We start from the raw sequence: 18,983 nt of genomic DNA on the forward strand, positions 1-18,983 counted from the left end.
CATGAGCGATTCCATCCTTCCCCCTCCGATGTTCCACATGGTGGCCGCCGCGCCGACGCCGGTCGCTCCCTTCAGCCATTGCGTCCAGGTCGGCCCCTGGCTGTTCGTCACCGGACAGATGCCGACCGACCCGCAGGACGATGCCGCTCCGCTGCCCGAGGGCATCGAGGCGCAGACCCGGCGGGTGATGGACAATCTCATCCTGGTGCTGGAGGGGGTGGGCTACTCCCTCGCCGACGTGGTGCAGGCCCGGGTCTACATCACCGAATTCGCCCGGGACTATCCGGCGATGAACGCGACCTACCGCAGCTATTTCCCCGAAGGCCGGCTTCCGGCGCGCACCTGCATCGGCGTCACCGGGCTGGCGCGCGAGGCGCTGGTGGAGATCGACTTCGTCGCCTACCGGCCCTGAACCGGCGTCCTGTTGAACGAACGCCCGCCGCGTGTCCGCGCGGCGGGCGTTCGGCTTTTGGCGCTGTCCGGCCGGCGCGTCAGGCCGCGTCGAGCGTGGGGTAATCGGTGTAGCCTTGGGCGCCGCCGCCATAGAGATGGGCGGTGTCGAGCTCATTCAGCGGCGCGCCGCGGCGCAGCCGCTCCACGAGGTCCGGCGTGGAGATGAAGGCCTTGCCGAAGGCGACGAGATCGGCCGCGCCGGAGGCGATGGCGGCCTCGGCCATGGCGCGGTCATAGCCGTTGTTGACCATCCAGGTGCCGCTGAAACGCGCGCGCAGCGCGGCGAAATCGAATTCCGGCGCGATGTCGCGCGGGCCGCCGGTGGCGCCCTCGATCATGTGGATATAGACCGGCTTCAGCGTCTCCAGCACATCCACGACATGGCTGAACAGCGCCTGCGGGTTGCTGTCGCTGAGGTCGTTGGCCGGTGTGACCGGCGAGAGGCGGATGCCGGTGCGCTCCGCGCCGATGGCGCCGATGACGGCTTCCACCACCTCCTTGAGGAAGCGGGTGCGGTTCTCGATCGAGCCGCCATAGGCATCGGTGCGCTTGTTGGCGCCGTCGCGCAGGAACTGGTCGACGAGATAACCATTGGCGCCGTGGATCTCGACGCCGTCGAAGCCGGCCTCGATCGCGCAGCGGGCGGCATGGGCGAAGTCGGCGACCACGCCGGGGATTTCCTCCAGCGTCAGGGCGCGGGGCTCATCGGTGGGGGCGAAGGCGTTGTTCACATAGGTCTTGGTGTTGGCCTGCACGGCCGAGGGAGCGAGCGGGGCGGCGCCTTCCGGCTGCAGCGAACGGTGCGAGACCCGGCCGACATGCCAGAGCTGCACGAAGATGCGCCCGCCCTTGGCGTGAACCGCATCCGTCACCCGCCGCCAGCCGGCGACCTGTTCCGGGGTGTAGCAGCCGGGCGTGTCCTGATAGCCCTGCGCGGTGGCGGAGATCTGGGTGGCCTCGGTGATGATGAGGCCGGCGCCGGCGCGCTGGCCGTAATATTCGGCCATCAGCGGCGTGGGCACGAGGCCTTCGCCGGCCCGGTTGCGGGTGAGGGGGGCCATTACGAGGCGATTGGCGAGGGTGATGCCGCCAAGCTGGTAGGGATCGAAAAGCGAGGGAGTCGTCACGGGCAAAGCTCCGGGAGAGGGTTCTATCGGGCACGACATAAGCGTGCGAGCGGGAAGCTGCCAGTGCTTGGCTGTCCTGCAAGAGAGGTCTTGCGTACATGCAATGTGGCAGGGCGGCAGCGGCCGGGGTGTCGCTGCTTTTCCCTCCGACATGGGCTAGAACGGGCCGGGCCGCCCGCCGCTTTCCTCGGCTCCCCACCCTCGCCGTCTCCCGCCGCAGGTTGCCCGCCGCATGATCGACATTGCCGCCCGCGTCTACGCCCACACCTGGAAGATCGACCCCATCGTGCGCTCGGTGCTGGACACCGACTTCTACAAGCTGCTGATGGCGCAGACGATCTACCGCCGCCATTTCCACACGCGGGTGACCTTCGGCATCATCAACCGCACCCGGCAGGTGCGCGTCGCCGATTTCGTCGACGAAGGCGCGCTGCGCGAGCAGCTCGACCATGTCCGCTCGCTCTCGCTGTCGCGCGGAGAGTCGACCTGGCTGCGCGGCAACATGTTCTACGGCAAGCGGCAGATGTTCTCGCCCGACTTCGTCGCGTGGCTCGAGGGCTTCCGCTTCCCGCCCTATCACCTCGAAAAGCGCGACGGCCAGTATGAACTGACCTTCGAGGGGCCGTGGATCGAAACCACCATGTGGGAGGTTCCGGCGCTCGCCATCATCAACGAGCTGCGCTCGCGCGCGGTGCTGAAGGGCATGGGCCGGTTCGAGCTTCAGGTTCTCTATGCCCGGGCGATGACGCGGGTGTGGGAGAAGGTGGAGCGGCTGAAGGCGCTGGGCGACGTCAATGTCGCCGATTTCGGCACCCGCCGCCGCCATGGCTTCCTCTGGCAGGACTGGTGCGTGCAGGCGATGATGGAGGGGCTGGGGCCGCGTTTCCTCGGCACCTCCAACTGCCTCATCGCGCTGCGCCATGAGGTGGAGGCCACCGGCACCAACGCCCATGAACTGCCGATGGTCTATGCCGCGCTGGCCGAGGGCGACGCCGCGCTCGCCCGCTCGCCCTATCAGGTGCTGGCCGACTGGCAGCAGGATTATGAGGGCAATCTGCGGGTGATCCTGCCCGACACCTTCGGCACCACCGGCTTCCTCGCCGACGCCCCGGACTGGGTGGCGCAGTGGACCGGCATCCGAATCGATAGCAAGGATCCGATCGAAGGGGGCGAGGAGGCGATCGCCTGGTGGCGCGCCCGCGGGCAGGACCCCGCCACCCGGCTCGCCATATTTTCCGACGGGCTCGACATCGACCTGATCGAGCGGATCTACCGCCATTTCACGGGACGCATGCGGCTCGGATTTGGCTGGGGCACGCTGCTGACGAACGATTTCCGCGGGCTCGTTCCCGGCGGGGGGCTCGACCCTATCTCCATAGTCTGCAAGGTTATTTCGGCGAATGGACGCCCCACGGTGAAGCTCTCCGACAACCCCACCAAGGCGATGGGACCGGAGGACGAGGTGGAGCGCTACAAGCGCGTCTTCCGGCCTGGTGAGCAGGCGGCGCGGGCGGTGTATGTCTGACCGGGGGCGGACAAATTCACACCCACGGAAATACCAGTCTTAATATTGGCTAAGGATTGCCGTAATTAGGCACAACGATAAAGTCTGCATGTGGCGAACATGCAACTATGTGCTCTGGCGAGCACAGTGACGTCAAGGTGTGAGTAGGGCGGGCAGACGGCCGGCCCATTGTCCGGCCGCGGCCAAAGCGAGCGAGTGTGCATGCCGAGTGCTCTGGAACACGACAGCGATTTCGACCGCGTAAACACGGTGCCGCCCGCCGCCATGGGCTTTGCGCCGCCGCCGGTTCCCCGCAGTGGAGAGCGCGCCGAGCGCGGCCCCGCCGCCGATCCCCGTCCTGCCGCTTCCGCCCGCTCGACCGTTCCTCCGCCGCGCCCCCCGGCCACCCCGGCCCAGGGCGATGCCCGTCCTCTCGCCGCCCACGCCGCCCGCATCGCCGCCGAATTGCGGGGCGAGGCGGCCGCTCCCGCCGTGGTGCCGTCGTCCGGCCTTGCCTCGCGCGCCGCTCAGGGTGCCGTTGCACCACGGCCTCGCCCGCCGCTGGACCGCGCCGTCGCGGAGCGGGAGATCGTCGATCGTGCCGCGCTGGAGCGAATCGGCCGGGAACGTGGGGATGCCGCTGCCGCCCGCCCCGCCGGCCTGCGGCCGGCCTTCGACCCCTCGCGCGCGGGTGATGCCGCGGACATCGAGGCGGCGCTGAGCGCGCTGTCCGATCCCGGCGCCTATGTACGCCAGCCGGGCGATGCCCGGCGCCCCCGCGACATCCCGGCACCTGCGCCCGCCGCGCGGGCAGTGCCGGAGCCGCAGCCGGCCGCCGGCGACACGCGCTGGCGCACGCCCTCCGCGTCCCGTGTCGACGCCATGGACCCGCGCGGGACCCTCAAACGTCCGCCACGCAAAAAGCGCGCGGGCTCGCAGACCATCACCTGGCAGCGCTTTGCGGTCTTGGCCCTCGCCTTCGCGATGGTCGGCGGCGCGGGCGTCGCGCTCCAGTCGCTGGCGTCGCGCAACGACGATATCGCCGAGACCGGCCCCGCCGCCGGTGAGGTTGCCGCCTCCAATGTGGTGAGCTCGTCGGAAATGGCCGGCGCCCAGCCGGCCCCCCGCAGCGCCGCCCCCTATACCCCCGTGCCGCAGCTCGCCGCCACGACCGTGCAGCCGGCGCCGGTGTCGCTGGCGGCAGTGCCGTCGGCGCCCGCACCGGCACCCGAAGCCGCACCGCCCTCTGCCCCGGCCCCGGCCGCCTCCGTCGCGCTGGCGCGTGCCGCGCCGCTCGAGGATACGAGCCCCGCCAGCCCGGCGCTGGCCCTGCAGGCCGAGACGCCGGAACCGGCGTCGCCGATCGCCGTCGTCGAGCCGCCGCTCGGCCGCGCCGGGACGGACGCGCCGGTTCAGGACACCAGCCTGACCGAAGCCCCCGAGGCGGCCTCTGCGGCGGTTCCGCTGCCGCGGCCCAAGCCCCCGGCGCCCCGCGTCGCGGCGCAGCCGGCCGCCGTCCCGCCGGCAGCGGCCGAGCCGGTCGAGGTGGCCGCCGCCAGCCCCGCCGCTTCGGGTAGCTCTTCCGCCGTAGAAGACGGCGCTCCCTCGGGCGAGGATGCCGCGGCGGGCACCGTCCCGGCGGCCGGCGACGCCACGATCCGCAGCAGCGTGACGCTGCGTGCCCAGCCGGGCAATGGCGGCGCCGCGCTGGCGACGCTCAAGGCGGGGCAGAAGGTGACCGTGGTGTCCTGCAACATCTGGTGCCAGATCGTGGCCGACGGCAAGACCGGCTATGTCTTCAAGCGCTTCGTGAACGCCGGCGGCTGAACCGGCCGGGTCGGGTAACGCGCCCGGGCCGCTGTCCGGTGGCCACCGTTGCCGGCGGAGGGCACAGCGGCTAGAGCTAGCGCCGCAGCGCCGCCGTGGCGCGTCCCCGTTTTACGGCCGGCCCCCGCCGGCCCCGCCGGTGTCGCATGAAGTGCTACCTCATCAATCTCGATCGCTCGCCGGAGCGGCTCGTCAACATGGCCGAGCGTTTCGGGCGGATCAACGTACCGTTCGAGCGCGTCTCCGGCATTGACGGCAAGAAGGTCGGCATCCAGCCGGCGGTGTTCTATAACGCCGACGGCACGGTGAAGCGGCGCCTCGCCATCGGTGAGGTCGCCTGTTTCCAGAGCCATCGCAGTTGCTGGCGCCGGATCGCGGAGGGCGAGGACGCCTTCGGCGCGGTGTTCGAGGACGACATCATCTTCTCCGACAAGGCCGGACCGTTCCTGACGGGCGAGGACTGGATTCCCGCTGGCACCGACGCGGTGAAGATCGAAACCATGTTTCAGGAGACGTTGATCGGCCGCGAGGCGATCACGCTGCCGGAGCGCTTCAAGCTCGCCCACCTCTACCACCAGCATTACGGCACCGCGGCCTATATCCTCTCGCGCGCTTTCGCCGCCTATCTGGTGGAGACCTACCCGGAGCCGCCGGCGCCGATCGACCACGTCATCTTCGGCCCCGAGACCGGGCTGCTCTACCAGCGCAAGATCCTGCAGATGACGCCCAGCATCGCCATCCAGGAGCGCATGCTGGAGCCGCCCTCGGTGGATGAGGGCGGCAGTCTGCTGGAGTTCGACCGCATGGATGCGGGAGCCTCCGCCGCCCGGCGCGGCCTGCGGCGGTTTCTGCGCAACATCGCCAAGCCCTTCGAAAATCTGGCCCGCCGGATCGAGGGGCGCCCCCGCGGCTACCGCGGCAAGGTGCCGCCCTTCGCCAAGCTCGCCGTGGTGCCGTTCGGCCGCATGTACCGCCGCCCGCGACGCTGAAGGCCTCTCGCGCGCGGCGCCGGCAGCGGGACTGCTGTAACAGGAAGCAGCAATTCTTGATGCTTTCGTCGTAGGCAGGCCGCCCCGTCCGCTCGCCTGCTTCCGGGGCGCATGCTAGACCGCGCCGGGCGGAGCGATACATCAAGGAGCAGAATCATGGCTCAGAGCGCAGTTCCCGCGGCCCGGGCACCCCTGCGTGTCGGCGTCGTCGGCGTCGGCGTCATGGGTGCGAACCACGCCCGCGTGCTCGCCGATCTTCCCGGCGCGACCCTTGTCGGCATCGCCGATCCCGACCTCGCCCAGAGCCGCAAGGTGGGCGACTTCCTCGGCTGCAAGGCGGTCGCCGACGTCCATGAGCTGGTCGCCCTCGGCGTCGACGCCATCGTCGTCGCCGCGCCGACCCACCTCCACCACGACATCGCCCTGTCGGCCATTGCCGCCGGCAAGCACGTGCTGGTGGAAAAGCCCATCGCCCCGACCGTCGAGGAGGCCGAGGCCATCGTCGGCGCCGCCACCCAGGCCGGCGTCACCCTGATGGTCGGCCATGTCGAGCGCTTCAACCCCGCTGTCACGGCGGTGAAGAACGCGATCCGGGGCGAGGAAATCCTCTCCATCGGCATCACCCGGGTCGGCCCCTTTCCGCCGCGCATGTCGAATGTCGGCGTCGTGATCGATCTGGCGGTGCACGACATCGACCTGATCTGCCATTTCACCGGCTCGCACATCACCGAGGTGCAGCCGCAGGTGAAGGCCGCGGTGGCGGAGCGCGAGGACATCGCCCTGCTGCAGTTCCGCACCGCTAACGGCGTGCTGGCCCACATCAACACCAACTGGCTGACGCCGTTCAAGGCGCGCACGGTGCAGGTCGCCACCCGCAACAAATACGTCACCGGCGACCTGCTGACCCGTCAGGTCACCGAGTGCTTCGACTACCGCACAGATGGCAGCTACAGCATGCGCCACCTGCCGGTGGCCTATGCCGAGCCGCTCCGGGTCGAGCTGTCGCGCTTTCTCGACGCGATCCGCTCCGGCGAGGCGCCGGAAGTGACCGGCCAGGACGGCGTCGCCGCCATCGCCACCGCCATTCGCTGCCTCGCCGGACATTCGGGCGAGGCCGACAGCAAGCCGCGCCTGCGGGCCGCCGGCTGAGAGGACACGCATGACCTCGCACGTGAAGACCGAAGCCGCCCCGATTCCCTTCATCGACGTCGCCACCCAGCGCGCGCGCCTCGGCTCGCGCATCGATGAGGCGGTCAGCCGGGTGCTGACCCATTGCCGTTTCGTCAACGGGCCGGAAGTCGCCGAGCTCGAGGCGAAGCTCGCCGCCTTCGCCGGCGCCCGCCATGCGGTGTCCTGTGCGAGCGGCACCGACGCGCTGGCGATGATCCTGATGGCCTGGGGCGTGAAGGCCGGCGATGCGGTGTTCTGCCCGTCCTTCACCTTCTGCGCCACCGCCGAGGTGGTGCCGTGGGTCGGCGCGACGCCGGTGTTCGTCGATGTGCTGCCCGACACCTTCAACATGGACCCCGCCAGCCTGGAGGCGGCGATCGCGGTCGCCCGGCGCGAGGGGCTTAACCCGCGTGCGGTCATCCCGGTGGACCTGTTCGGCCAGCCGGCCGACCTCGACGCCATCCTGCCCATCGCCGAGGCCAACGGGCTGAAGGTGCTGTGCGACACCGCGCAGGGATTCGGCGCCACCTGGAACGGCCGGCGCACCGGCAGCTTCGGCGATGCCACCGCGACCAGCTTCTTTCCGGCCAAGCCGCTCGGCTGCTACGGCGATGGCGGCGCCATCTTCACCGATGACGACGCGCTGGTGCCGGTGCTGAAGAGCGTGCGCGAGCATGGGCAGGGCATCGACAAGTACGAGAACGTGCGCATCGGCATGACCGGCCGGCTGGACACCATCCAGGCCGCGATCCTGCTGGAGAAGCTGGCCATCTTCGAGGACGAGATTGCCGCCCGCGACGCCGCCGCCCGCCGCTACAACGAGGCGCTGGCGGATGTGTGCACCGTGCCGGTGGTCGATCCCCGCGCCTCCTCGGTGTGGGCGCAGTACACCATCCGGCTGCCCCACGGCACCCGCGACGCGCTTGCCGCCGCGCTGCAGAAGGAGGGTGTGCCCACGGCGGTCTATTACCGCATCCCGATGCACCGCCAGCCGGCTTATTCGCATTATCCCGCGGCCGGCAACGGCCTGCCGGTGTCGGAGCAGCTCTCCGGCGAGGTGATCAGCCTGCCGATCCATGCCTATCTCGACGCGGCGACGCAGGATCGCGTCATCGCCGCGGTGCGCCGCGCGCTCGGCGCCTGAGCCTCTATCGGCCGCCTCGGCCCGCGGCGGACGCACGCCGCGGGAAATGTGCCGGCCGCCCTCGCGGCGGCACTGGCCGGCGTGGCGGGGGCCGGCTAGTTTGCCGCCCGCGCGCCTGCCTCGCCGGGCGCCGATTCCAAGCGCGGCGAGACGGCTGATCGAGCCCCATGATCCGTAGCATCTTCTCCGTCGGCGGCTGGACCCTCATCTCCCGCCTCACCGGCTTCCTGCGCGACATCGTGCTGGCGGCGACGCTGGGGGCCGGCCCGATCGCGGAGGCCTTCTACATCGCCTTCCGGCTGCCTAACCATTTCCGCGCGATCTTCGCCGAAGGCGCCTTCAACGCCGCTTTCGTGCCGGCCTTCGCGCGGGTGAAGACGCGGCAGGGCGAGGCGCGCGCCACCGTCTTTTCCGGCGAGATACTGACCGGGGTCGTCCTCACCCAGCTCGTTCTGCTGGCGGCGGCGCTGGCGGGGACCGAATGGGTGGTGCGCATCATGGCGCCCGGCCTTTCGGCCGATCCCGAGCGCTTCGCGCTGACGGTCAGCTTCACCCGCATCACCTTCCCCTATCTCGGCCTCATCGCGGTGGTGACGCTGGTCGGCGGCGTGCTGAACGCCAATGACCGGTTCTGGGCGGCGGCGGCGGCCTCCATCTTCCTCAACGTCGCCATGGTCGGCACGCTCAGCGTCGCCGGGCTGTTTCCCACGGCCGGCCATGCCGCCTCCTGGGGCGTTCTGATCTCGGGTTTCCTCCAGCTCGGGCTGCTGGTGTTCGACGCCGAATGGGCGGGCATCCGCATCCGCTTCGCCCGGCCGAGGCTCGACCCGGAGATGCGGGCCTTCCTGCGCGCGCTGGGGCCGGCGATCGTCGGCTCGGCGGGGGTACAGCTCGCGATCTTCGCCGACACGCTGATCGCCTCCTTCCTGCCGCAGGGCTCCATCGCCGCGCTGTTCTATGCCGACCGCATCAACCAGCTCCCGATCGGCATCGTCGGCATCGCGGCCGGCATCGTGCTGCTGCCGGAAATGTCGCGCCGCCTTGCCGCGGGCGACGACGAGGGCGCGCGCTACGCGCAGGCCCGGGCGGTGGAGCTGACGCTGACGCTCAGCCTGCCCTTCGTGGCGGCGTCGCTGGCCATTCCCGAGCTGATCATGCGGGGGCTGTTCATGCGCGGCGCCTTCGGCCCGGAGCATGCGAGCGCGGCGGGTGCGACGCTCGCCGCCTATGCGATCGGCCTGCCGACCTTCGTGGTGATGCGCAGCTTCATGTCGCCTTTCTATGCGCGTGGCGACACCCGCACCCCCGTGGTCGCGACCCTGCTGGGTGCCGTGGTCAATATCGGCCTCAAGGTGGCGCTGATGAACCAGTTCGCCCAGGTCGGGCTCGCCTTCGCCACATCGGCGGGCGGATGGGTCAGCCTCGGGCTGCTGATCTGGTTCGCCCGGCGCGCCGGCTATCCCGCCGGGGACGGCGCGCTGTTCCGCACCTTGCCGCGCCTGACGGTCATCGGGCTGGCGCTGGGCGGGGCTCTCTACGCGCTGGCGCAGGCGCTGGTGCCGGTGGTGGCGGGGCTGCCCGCTTTCCGGGAGGAGGCGAGGCTGGCGGCCTGCGTCGTGGGGGCCGCCGTGCTCTATGGCGTGCTGCTGCTGGCACTTCTCGGCCCGCGCCACCTGCGCGGCATGCTGCGAAGCCGCCCGGCGCGCACGCCTGCTGCATAGGTGGACTTACGCAGTGCAACAAAACTGTGGTAGTGGCTGACATCTGGCGACCTCCGTTGCGGGACGGGGGTGCAGCCGGTCGGGCCGATGCCCGCCTGTCAGTCTGTTCGGAGAGCGTTCTATGAAAGCCCTCGCCCCGCGCATTGCCGTCGGATTCCTGGCCCTCGTGGCAATTGGCCTTGCCGGCTGCGAGCAGCAGCAGGCGCAGCAGTCTGCGCCGCCGCCCCCGCCGGTGACGGTCGCCAAGCCGCAGGTGCAGACCATCACCGACTATGACGAATATGTCGGTCGCTTCGCGGCGGTGGACCTCGTCAACATCTATGCCCGCGTCTCCGGCTATCTCGACCGCATCGCCTTCACCGACGGCCAGATGGTGAAGAAGGGCGACCTGCTCTTCGTCATCGACAAGCGCCCCTTCCAGGTCGCCCTGCAGCAGGCGCAGGCCAATCTCCAGCGCTCCCAGGCCGATCTCGACTTCGCGGTGTCCGATCTCCAGCGTGCCGAGACCCTGCTTCAGGACAAGACCTCCACCGCAATTTCCCGGCAGACCTACGACCAGCGCCAGCAGACCGAGCGCACGGCGCGGGCCCAGGTCGCGGCCAACCAGGCCGCGGTCGCCGCCGCTCAGCTCGATCTCGATTTCGCCGAGCTGCACTCCCCGGTCACCGGCCGCATCGGCGACCGCCGCGCCGCCGTCGGCAACCTCGTGACCGGCGGCTCCGGCGGCACCAACACCAACACGCTGCTGGCCACCGTCGTCTCGCTGGACCCGATCTATTTCGAGTTCACCCTCGATGAGGCATCCTACCTCCGCTACAAGTCGATGGCGGACCGCTTCGCCAGCGCCGACCAGCCGGTTCCGGTGAAGCTCGGCCTGATCACCGAGCAGGGATTCCCGCACGACGGCACCATGGACTTCGTCGACAACCGCATCAGCGAGACGACGGGCACCATCCGCGGCCGCGCGCGGTTCGCCAACCCGAACGGGCTGTTCACCCCCGGCATGTTCGGCCGCATCCAGGTGCCGGCCTCGGCGCCGCACCCGGCGATGCTGGTGCCCGACGTCGCCATCGGAACGGAGCAGACCCGCAAGTTCGTCTATGTCATGGCCCCCGGCGCCGAGCCGCAGGCGCCGCAGACGAAATACGTCACCCTCGGCCGGGTGATCGACGGCAAGCGCGTCATCACCAGCGGGCTCGGCCCGGACGACCTGGTGGTCGTGAACGGGCTGATGCGCATCCGGCCCGGCTCCAAGGTCGTCGCCCAGGAAGAGCAGAAGAAGCCGGACGCGCCCGCCCCCTCGGCCGCCAACTGAGCCGGGAGGCCGAACCATGCGCTTCTCGCACTTCTTCATCGACCGCCCGATCTTCGCCTCCGTCGTCTCGATCGTGGTGATGATCCTCGGCGCCGTCGCCTTTCTCTCGCTCCCGGTCGCGCAATATCCCGAAATCGCGCCGCCGGTGATCAACGTTACCGGCCAGTATCCCGGCGCCAGCGCCGAGACGGTCGCCGACACCGTGGTCGCGCCGATCGAGCAGCAGATCAACGGCGTGGAGAACATGCTCTACGTCTCGTCGAACTCGAGCGCGGACGGGCGTTTCTCCATCGCCGTGACCTTCGAGGTCGGCACTGACCTCGATATTGCGCAGGTTCAGGTGCAGAACCGGGTCGCCACCGCCACCCCGCGCCTGCCGCAGGACGTGCAGCAGATCGGCGTGACGGTGGCGAAGAGCTCGCCCGACATCCTGATGGTCGTCAGCCTGTTCTCGCCGGACGACTCGCGCGACTCGCTGTTCATCTCGAACTACGCGAATCTGCAGATCAAGGACCAGCTCCAGCGCGTTAAGGGCGTCGGCTCCATCACCGTGTTCGGCAGCCGCGACTATGCGATGCAGATCTGGCTGGACCCGAACAAGCTGCAGGCGCTGAACCTCGCCGCCAGCGACGTCACCGGCGCGCTGCAGGCGCAGAACATCCAGGTCGCCTCGGGCGTGCTCAACGCCCCGCCGGTGCCCCACCAGCTTGCCTTCCAGGTGGCGGTGCGCACCCTCGGCCGCCTCTCGACGCCGGAGGAGTTCGGCAACATCGTCGTCCGCCAGACCGGCGACGCGGTGGTGCGGCTGCGCGATGTCGCGCGCATCGAGATCGCGGCGCAGGATAATTCGTCGATCTCCTATTTCGACTCCAAGCCCTCGGTGGCGCTCGGCATCTTCCAGCTTCCCGGCTCCAACGCGCTGGACACCGGGCAGGCGATCGAGGCGGCGATGAAGGAGATCGCCAAGTCCTTCCCGCCCGGCATCACCTATTCCACCGCCTACAACCCCACCCAGTTCATCGCGGAGTCGGTGCGCGCGGTGGAGCACACCATCATCGAGGCGGTGGTGCTGGTGGTGATCGTGGTGATCCTGTTCCTGCAGACGTGGCGCGCCGCGATCATCCCGATCCTGGCGATCCCGGTCTCGCTGATCGGCACCTTCTTCATCATGAGCCTGTTCGGCTTCTCGCTGAACAACCTGTCGCTGTTCGGCCTGGTGCTGGCCATCGGCATCGTGGTGGACGACGCCATCGTCGTGGTGGAGAGCGTCGAGCACAACATCTCGACCGGGCTCAGCCCGCGGGATGCGGCCTACAAGACTATGGACGAGGTGGGCGGCGCCCTCGTCGCCATCTCGCTGGTGCTGGCGTCGGTCTTCGTGCCGTCCGCCTTCATCACCGGCATCTCCGGCCAGTTCTACCGGCAGTTCGCGCTTACCATCGCGGGCTCGACGCTGATCTCGCTGCTGGTGTCGCTCACCCTCTCGCCGGCCATGTGCGCCCTGCTGCTGCGCCCGCACCAGAAGGACCGCAAGCCGGCCTGGTATGCGCGCCCCATCACCGGCTTCTTCTACTATTTCAACCGCGGCTTCGACGGGGTCTCGCGCGGCTATGGCTGGCTGACCGGCCGTCTCGTGCGCTTCGCGGTGCTGGTGCTGCTGGTCTATGGCGCCATCCTGTTCTTCGGCTTCCAGGTCTTCCGCGACACCCCGCAGGGCTTCATCCCCCAGCAGGATCGCGGCTATCTCATCGTCGCCTCGCAGCTGCCCGGCGGCGCGGCGCTGGAGCGCACCAACGACGTGATGCAGCGCGCGGCCAAGATCGCGCTCGCCACCCCGGGCGTCGCCCATGTGGTGAACATCGTCGGCTTCTCCGGTGCCACCTTCACCAATGCGCCCAATGCCGGCGCGATGTTCGTCATCCTGGCGCCGGCGGCGGAGCGAGCCACCCGGCCGGGTGAATCGGCCGGGGCGATCCAGGGGGCGCTGTTCCAGAAGCTCGCCTCGATCGAGGAAGCCTTCATGATCGTGGTGCAGCCGCCGCCGGTGCAGGGCATCGGCAATGCCGGCGGCTTCCGCATGATGATCGAGGACCGCAACGGCCGCGGCTATGGCGCGCTGCAGGGCGCGGTCTATGCGATGATGGGACGGGCGAACCAGACGCCGGGCCTCGTTCAGGTCTATTCGCTGTTCGAGACCTCGACGCCGCAGCTCTTCCTCGACATCGACCGGACCAAGGCCCAGCTCCTCGGCGTGAACATGTCCGAGGTGTTCGGCGCGCTGCAGACCTATATCGGCTCGTCCTATGTGAACGACTTCAACCTGTTCGGCCGCACCTACCGGGTGCAGGCCCAGGCCGACGCGCCCTTCCGCCTGACGCCGGAAGACCTGCTGAGGCTGCGGGTGAAGAACAACAATGGCGAGACCGTCCCGATCGGTTCCTTTGCGACGGTGCGCGACATCTCCGGTCCCTACCGTGTGCCCCGCTACAACCTGTATCCGGCGGCGGAGCTGGACGGCAATACCGCGCCCGGCTTCTCGCAGGGCCAGGCCATCGCGACCATGGAGCAGATCGCCCGCGAGACGCTGCCGGAGGGCTTCTCCTTCGAGTGGACGGCGCTGGCCTACCAGCAGATCCGGGCCGGCAACACCGCCATCTTCGCCTTCGGCCTCGGCGTGGTGTTCGTGTTCCTGGTGCTGGCGGCGCAGTATGAAAGCCTGACGCTGCCGCTGGCGGTCATCCTCATCGTGCCGATGTGTCTCATCGCGGCGGTGACGGGCATCCTGATCCGCCACATGGACAACAACATCCTGAGCCAGGTCGGTTTCATCGTGCTCATCGGCCTCGCGGCGAAGAACGCGATCCTGATCGTGGAATATGCCCGCCAGCTCGAGGACCAGGGCCACAACCGCTTCGCGGCGGCGACCGAGGCGGCCAAACTGCGTCTGCGGCCGATCATCATGACCTCGCTGGCCTTCATCCTCGGCGTGGTGCCGCTGGTGATCGCCACCGGCGCCGGCGCCGAGCTGCGCCAGGCGCTGGGCACCGCGGTGTTCTCCGGCATGCTCGGCGTGACGGTGTTCGGCCTGCTGTTCACGCCCACCTTCTATGTGGTGTCGCGCTGGCTCGCCTCGCTCGGCAGCCGCAAGAAGCGCGATGGCGCGGGCTCGGCCGAGACGCCGCCGGCTTCGCCGAGCGCGGCGCACTGACCCGCCGGTTCCGCGCCGCGGCCCGCAAGGTCGCGGCGCATGGGACAGAAAGCGCCGCTCAGTCCAGCACGGCGGCCTTGAGCAGGCAGACCATGGTGGCGTGCGCCACCTCCCTGCCGGTGTTGCGGATGACGTGGCGGCGGTCGCAGCGGTAGCGCAGCGTCTCGCCGGCGCGGGCCAGCTCGGTGACGTCGCCGCACTCCACCTCCAGCTCGCCCGAAATGACCGAGAGGCACTCGATGGAGCCGCGCTGGTGGCCGTCGGAGACCAGCTCGCCGCCGGGTTCGGCAACGAAGTCGAACCACTGCAGCCATTCCACCGTCTTGATCCAGCCGGTGATGGTGAGGCGGCATTTGCCGTCCTCCGACAGCAACATGGGCGTGTCCGACCGGCTGAGATGCTCGACGAAGGGTTCGTCGTCGGTGGCGGCGAGGAACCGCTCGATCGACATGTCCAGCGCCTGCGACAGCCGCCATACGGTGGCAAGCGTCGGGTTGGTCTCGTTGCGCTCGATCTGGCTGATGATCGACTTCGCGACGCCGGACTGTTCGGCAAGGTCGGAGAGCGAGAGATTATAGGCCTTGCGCAGCCGCTGGACGGTGCGCCCGAGCTGGCCGGTGATGGCCTGCGCGCCGGCGTCCATGCCGCCCCTGTCGATGATCCGCGTGCGCCCCGACATGCTTCCTCCTGCCCAACCCCGGGGCGACATTAGAGCGGCCGGCGCCCATTGCAACGGCCGGCGGGTGTCACGCGATTCTGTTGGCGGCATGGGTGCAGCCGGCACGCGCCGGGGATAGACTGACGGCATGAGCGAGAATCTGCACCCCCGCCTGCCGTCCTATGCCGACGTTGTCTCCGCCGCCGAGCGCCTTGCCGAGGTCGCGGTGCGCACCCCTCTGGTCGCGTGCCCCAAGCTCGACGCGCTGACCGGCGGGCGCATCTTCCTCAAGCCGGAGCCGCTCCAGCGCACCGGCTCCTTCAAGTTCCGTGGCGCCTATAACCGCATCTCCCGGCTGGGGCCGGAGCAGAAGGGCGGCGGCGTGGTCGCCTGTTCCTCCGGCAACCATGCCCAGGGCGTGGCGGCGGCGGCGACCCTGCTGGGCATGCCCTCGGTGATCGTGATGCCGCGCGATGCGCCGGCGATGAAGCGCGCCCGCACCATCGCCTTCGGCGGCGAGGTGGTGCAATACGAACGTGGCGTCGAGGATCGCGACGCCATCGCGGCCGCCATCGCCGCCGAGCGGGGCGCGGTGTTCGTGCCGCCCTATGACGATTTCCACATCATCGCCGGGCAGGGCACGGTCGGGCTGGAGATCGCGCAGGACATGGAAAGCCTCGGCCTTGCGCCGGACGTGGTGATCGCCAACGCCTCCGGCGGCGGACTGGTGTCGGGCATCGCGCTGGCGGTGAAGCAGCGTTTTCCGTCCGTCCGGGTGCTCACCGCCGAGCCGGCGGGCTTCGACGACCACGCCCGTTCTTTCCGCGCCGGCCACCGCGAGCGGAATCAGCAGGCCTCCGGCTCGATCTGCGACGCGCTGATGGCGGCGACGCCAGGGCGCCTCACTTTCGAGATCAGCTCGCGGCTGGTCGGGGAGGGGGTGTCGGCCAGCGACGAGGAAGTCGCCCGCGCCGTCGCCTTCGCCTTCGAGGAGATGAAGATCGTGGTGGAGCCGGGCGGCGCGGTGGCGCTGGCGGCGGTTCTGGCCGGGCGGCTCGATCTCAAGGGCAAGACCGCGGCGATCGTGCTCTCCGGCGGCAATGTCGATCCCGGCACCTTTGCCGAATGCCTGCGCGTGGCCGGGCGGGCCTGAGGGCACGGCCGGGCGGCGTGGCCCGCCGCACGGGCGCCTGATCAGCCGGCCTTCGCCAGCGTCTGCTTGAGCGGGAGCTGCGCCCGGCGGATATTGTCGAGGAACTGCGCGGTGCAGGCCTCCCAGCTGTAGCCGAGCGCGAAATCCCGCGCCGCCGCCGGGTCGAGCGTCAGCGCCCCGAGGGCGGCCTCGCGCAGATTTTGATCGAGCATCCCGACGGCGCCAGCGGTTCCGGTCCTGCGGCCGATGACGTCGAGCGGGCCGGTGACCGGGAAGGCGGCCACCGGAAGGCCGCTCGCGAGCGCCTCCAGCAGCACGATGCCGAACGTGTCGGTGAGGCTCGGAAACACGAACACGTCGGCGGCCGAATAGGTGCGGGCAAGCCGCTCGCCCTCCTGCTTGCCGAGGAAATGGGCCTCGGGGTAGCGGGCCGTCAGCTCCGCCCGGGCCGGGCCGTCGCCCACCACAACCTTGCTGCCGGGCAGGTCGAGGCCGAGAAAGGCTTCGACGTTCTTTTCCACCGCCACACGGCCGACATAGAGGAAGATCGGGCGGGGCAGGGCGGCGAGCATGGCGTCATCGATTTCCGCCGCGCTGCGCGGGCGGAAGAGCTGGGCGTTCACCCCACGCGACCAGCGCAGAATGTTGCGGAAGCCGCGCTGGCGCAGTTCGGCCTCCAGCGTCGGGGTCGAGACCATCATGCCCGAGCCGGCATTGTGGAAGCGGCGCAGCCAGGCATAGGACAGGCGCTGGGGCACCGGCGCGCGGGCCGCGAGATATTCCGGAAACCGGGTGTGGTAGCTGGTGGTGAAGGGCTGCCGGCGGGCGAGGCAGGAACTGCGGGTCATCAGCCCGATCGGCCCTTCGGTGGCGATGTGGACGAAGTCCGGCGCGAGGTCGCGTATGCGCCGGCCGACCATGCGGCTCGTGGTCAATGCCAGCCTTATTTCCGGGTAGGTCGGCATCGGCACGGTGCGGAAATCGGCGGGCGTCAGGAAGCGGATCTCGGCGCCCAGCGCGGCGGCGTGAAAGGCCGTGTGCTCCAGCGAACGGACGACGCCGTTGACCTGCGGGTGCCAGGCATCGGTCGCGATGAGGACGCGCATCAGGCGGCCGCGCGGGGGCGTTCGAGCAGAACCGGCCCGCCGAGCGCCGCGGCGCGGGTGGTGCGCGCCCAGTCGATGATCTCGAACCGGCCGTCGGCATGTTCGACGATGGCGGTGCAGCTCTCGACCCAGTCGCCGCAGTTGAGATAGGCGAGGCCGAACTGCTCATGCATCACGGCGTGGTGGATGTGGCCGCAGATGACGCCGTCCACCTTGTGGCGGCGGGCCTCGGTGGCCACGGCCTCCTCGAAGCGGCCGATGAAGTTCACCGCGTTCTTGACCTTCAGCTTGGCCCACTGGCTCAGCGACCAGTAGGGGAAGCCGAGCTTGCGGCGCACCCAGTTGAGATAGGTGTTGACGATGAGCGCGGTGGTGTAGGCGCCATCGCCGAGGAAGGCCAGCCAGCGGGCGTGGCGCACCACGACATCGAACACGTCGCCATGGATGACGAGGTAGCGCTTGCCGTCCGCGGCCTCGTGGATCGCGGTTTCCACCACTTCGATGCCGCCGAAATGGCTGCCGTAATAGTCGCGCAGGAACTCGTCGTGATTGCCGGGGAGGTAGACGATGCGGGTGCCCTTGCGGCCCTTGCGCAGCAGCTTCTGCACCACGTCGTTGTGGGCCTGCGGCCAGTACCAGCCGGAGCGCAGCCGCCAGCCGTCCACGATGTCGCCGACGAGGTAAAGCGTGTCGGCCTCGTGATGGCGGAGAAAGTCGAGCAGCAGATCGGCCTGGCAGCCTTTCGTGCCGAGATGGACATCGGACAGGAAAAGGCTGCGGAAACGCCGGGCGTCGGGTGCGTCGTTCACCTCGGATCCTCTCTGCGCGGTGCCCTTTGGGGCCGTGCATCCTGCACACAAGGATAAGCCCGACTCGCATCACGCTTTTATGACGCAGCGAAAAGCCCGTTTTGACGCGCGGCGGCCGTCCGCCCTTCCGGCGGATCGCGCGCCGGGTTCACATGAACAGAAGCACGACGCTGGCCGCCACCAGCAGGGCCATGGCGAGGTTGATCAGCCGATGGGCGCGCGGGTTGGACACCAGCCGGGCGATCAGCACGCCGAACGTTGCCCACACCGCCAGCGCCGGAAAGGTCACCGCTCCCATCACCGCCGCGATCATCAGCACCTCCCCGACGAGATCGCCGCCCACGGTGGTGAAGGTTGGCACCACGCTCAGGGCCAGCGTCCATGCCTTCGGATTGACCCACTGGAACAGTGCCGCCTGCAGCAGCGTGAAGGGCTGGGAGATGGCGGAGCCCGAGGCGGGATCGGCCACCGCGATCTTCCAGGCGAGGAACAGCAGATAGGCCGCGCCGATGAATTTCAGCGCCTCGTGCAGATGCGGCACCGTGCGGAACAGCCCTCCGAGCCCGAAGCCCACCGCAATGACCATCACCGGGAAGCCGAGCGTGACGCCCCAGATCTGCGGCAGCGTCCGGCGGAAGCCGAAGGCGGCGCCGGAGGCGGTGGAGATGATGTTGTTGGGGCCGGGGGTGAAGGCGCCGGCTATGGCGAAAAGCAGAAGCGAAAAGATCGGCGAGGTCACGGCATTTCCTCCCATGGTCAGTCTTGCTGACCTTTCTGTGCTTGCTACGCGGTCCGCCTG

Annotated in this window: 15 protein-coding genes; 10 read left to right on the plus strand and 5 right to left on the minus strand. The window is 69.4% G+C overall.

What is annotated here, in order from left to right; all coding sequences use genetic code 11:
- The first annotated feature begins 1 nt into the window (after window position 1).
- Complete coding sequence (locus tag KHC27_RS06770) at window positions 2-412, plus strand: RidA family protein (RefSeq protein WP_246519710.1); 411 nt, start codon at window positions 2-4, stop codon at window positions 410-412.
- Window positions 413-491: 79 nt separating this feature from the next.
- Here KHC27_RS06770 and KHC27_RS06775 read toward each other — a convergent pair whose 3' ends face one another.
- Window positions 492-1,580, minus strand: coding sequence for an alkene reductase (locus KHC27_RS06775; RefSeq protein WP_213336669.1), 1,089 nt, complete (start codon window positions 1,578-1,580; stop codon window positions 492-494).
- Window positions 1,581-1,812: 232 nt separating this feature from the next.
- Here KHC27_RS06775 and pncB point away from each other — a divergent pair, with 232 nt between their 5' ends.
- The 8 genes from pncB to KHC27_RS06815 all read left to right on the plus strand — a co-directional run bounded on the left by pncB (window position 1,813) and on the right by KHC27_RS06815 (window position 14,458).
- Complete coding sequence (pncB, locus tag KHC27_RS06780; protein ID WP_213336672.1) at window positions 1,813-3,105, plus strand: nicotinate phosphoribosyltransferase; 1,293 nt, start codon at window positions 1,813-1,815, stop codon at window positions 3,103-3,105.
- 201 nt (window positions 3,106-3,306) lie between these two features.
- Window positions 3,307-4,911, plus strand: a complete 1,605-nt coding sequence (locus KHC27_RS06785) for an SH3 domain-containing protein (protein WP_213336675.1) — start codon at window positions 3,307-3,309, stop codon at window positions 4,909-4,911.
- Window positions 4,912-5,057: 146 nt separating this feature from the next.
- Window positions 5,058-5,900, plus strand: coding sequence for a glycosyltransferase family 25 protein (locus tag KHC27_RS06790; protein WP_213336678.1), 843 nt, complete (start codon window positions 5,058-5,060; stop codon window positions 5,898-5,900).
- Window positions 5,901-6,056: 156 nt separating this feature from the next.
- Window positions 6,057-7,049, plus strand: coding sequence for a Gfo/Idh/MocA family protein (locus KHC27_RS06795; protein WP_213336681.1), 993 nt, complete (start codon window positions 6,057-6,059; stop codon window positions 7,047-7,049).
- A 10-nt stretch (window positions 7,050-7,059) separates the two neighbouring features.
- A complete protein-coding gene (locus KHC27_RS06800; RefSeq protein ID WP_213336684.1) occupies window positions 7,060-8,214 on the plus strand; it encodes a DegT/DnrJ/EryC1/StrS family aminotransferase in 1,155 nt (384 codons plus the stop codon).
- 167 nt (window positions 8,215-8,381) lie between these two features.
- Window positions 8,382-9,935 carry a murein biosynthesis integral membrane protein MurJ gene (gene murJ, locus KHC27_RS06805; RefSeq protein WP_213336687.1) on the plus strand — a complete coding sequence of 518 codons (1,554 nt, stop codon included), beginning with the start codon at window positions 8,382-8,384 and terminating at the stop codon, window positions 9,933-9,935.
- A gap of 121 nt (window positions 9,936-10,056) precedes the next feature.
- The gene (locus KHC27_RS06810; protein ID WP_213336690.1) at window positions 10,057-11,250 is read left to right on the plus strand and encodes an efflux RND transporter periplasmic adaptor subunit; all 1,194 of its coding nucleotides are present in this window, start codon (window positions 10,057-10,059) and stop codon (window positions 11,248-11,250) included.
- Window positions 11,251-11,266: 16 nt separating this feature from the next.
- Complete coding sequence (locus KHC27_RS06815) at window positions 11,267-14,458, plus strand: efflux RND transporter permease subunit (RefSeq protein WP_213336693.1); 3,192 nt, start codon at window positions 11,267-11,269, stop codon at window positions 14,456-14,458.
- 58 nt (window positions 14,459-14,516) lie between these two features.
- Here the strand turns inward: KHC27_RS06815 and KHC27_RS06820 are convergent, their stop codons facing one another.
- On the minus strand, window positions 14,517-15,137 hold the full coding sequence (locus tag KHC27_RS06820; RefSeq protein ID WP_213336696.1) for a helix-turn-helix domain-containing protein: 621 nt from the start codon (window positions 15,135-15,137) through the stop codon (window positions 14,517-14,519).
- Between the two features lie 127 nt (window positions 15,138-15,264).
- On the opposite strand from KHC27_RS06820, the gene KHC27_RS06825 reads away from it, so the two are divergent.
- A complete protein-coding gene (locus tag KHC27_RS06825; RefSeq protein WP_213336699.1) occupies window positions 15,265-16,269 on the plus strand; it encodes a threonine ammonia-lyase in 1,005 nt (334 codons plus the stop codon).
- Window positions 16,270-16,310: 41 nt separating this feature from the next.
- Here KHC27_RS06825 and KHC27_RS06830 read toward each other — a convergent pair whose 3' ends face one another.
- From KHC27_RS06830 to KHC27_RS06840, 3 genes are all read right to left on the minus strand, one after another.
- Window positions 16,311-17,375, minus strand: a complete 1,065-nt coding sequence (locus KHC27_RS06830) for a glycosyltransferase family 4 protein (protein ID WP_281416993.1) — start codon at window positions 17,373-17,375, stop codon at window positions 16,311-16,313.
- Window positions 17,375-18,184, minus strand: a complete 810-nt coding sequence (locus KHC27_RS06835; RefSeq protein WP_213336702.1) for a UDP-2,3-diacylglucosamine diphosphatase — start codon at window positions 18,182-18,184, stop codon at window positions 17,375-17,377. Before KHC27_RS06835 ends, KHC27_RS06830 begins: the two co-directional genes overlap by 1 nt.
- A gap of 148 nt (window positions 18,185-18,332) precedes the next feature.
- Window positions 18,333-18,923 (minus strand): LysE family translocator, encoded by a 591-nt coding sequence (locus tag KHC27_RS06840; protein ID WP_343210848.1) that lies wholly within the window; start codon window positions 18,921-18,923, stop codon window positions 18,333-18,335.
- Window positions 18,924-18,983: the final 60 nt, after the last annotated feature.

It is taken from the genome of Ancylobacter lacus (genome assembly GCF_018390635.1).
Lineage (GTDB): Bacteria > Pseudomonadota > Alphaproteobacteria > Rhizobiales > Xanthobacteraceae > Ancylobacter > Ancylobacter lacus.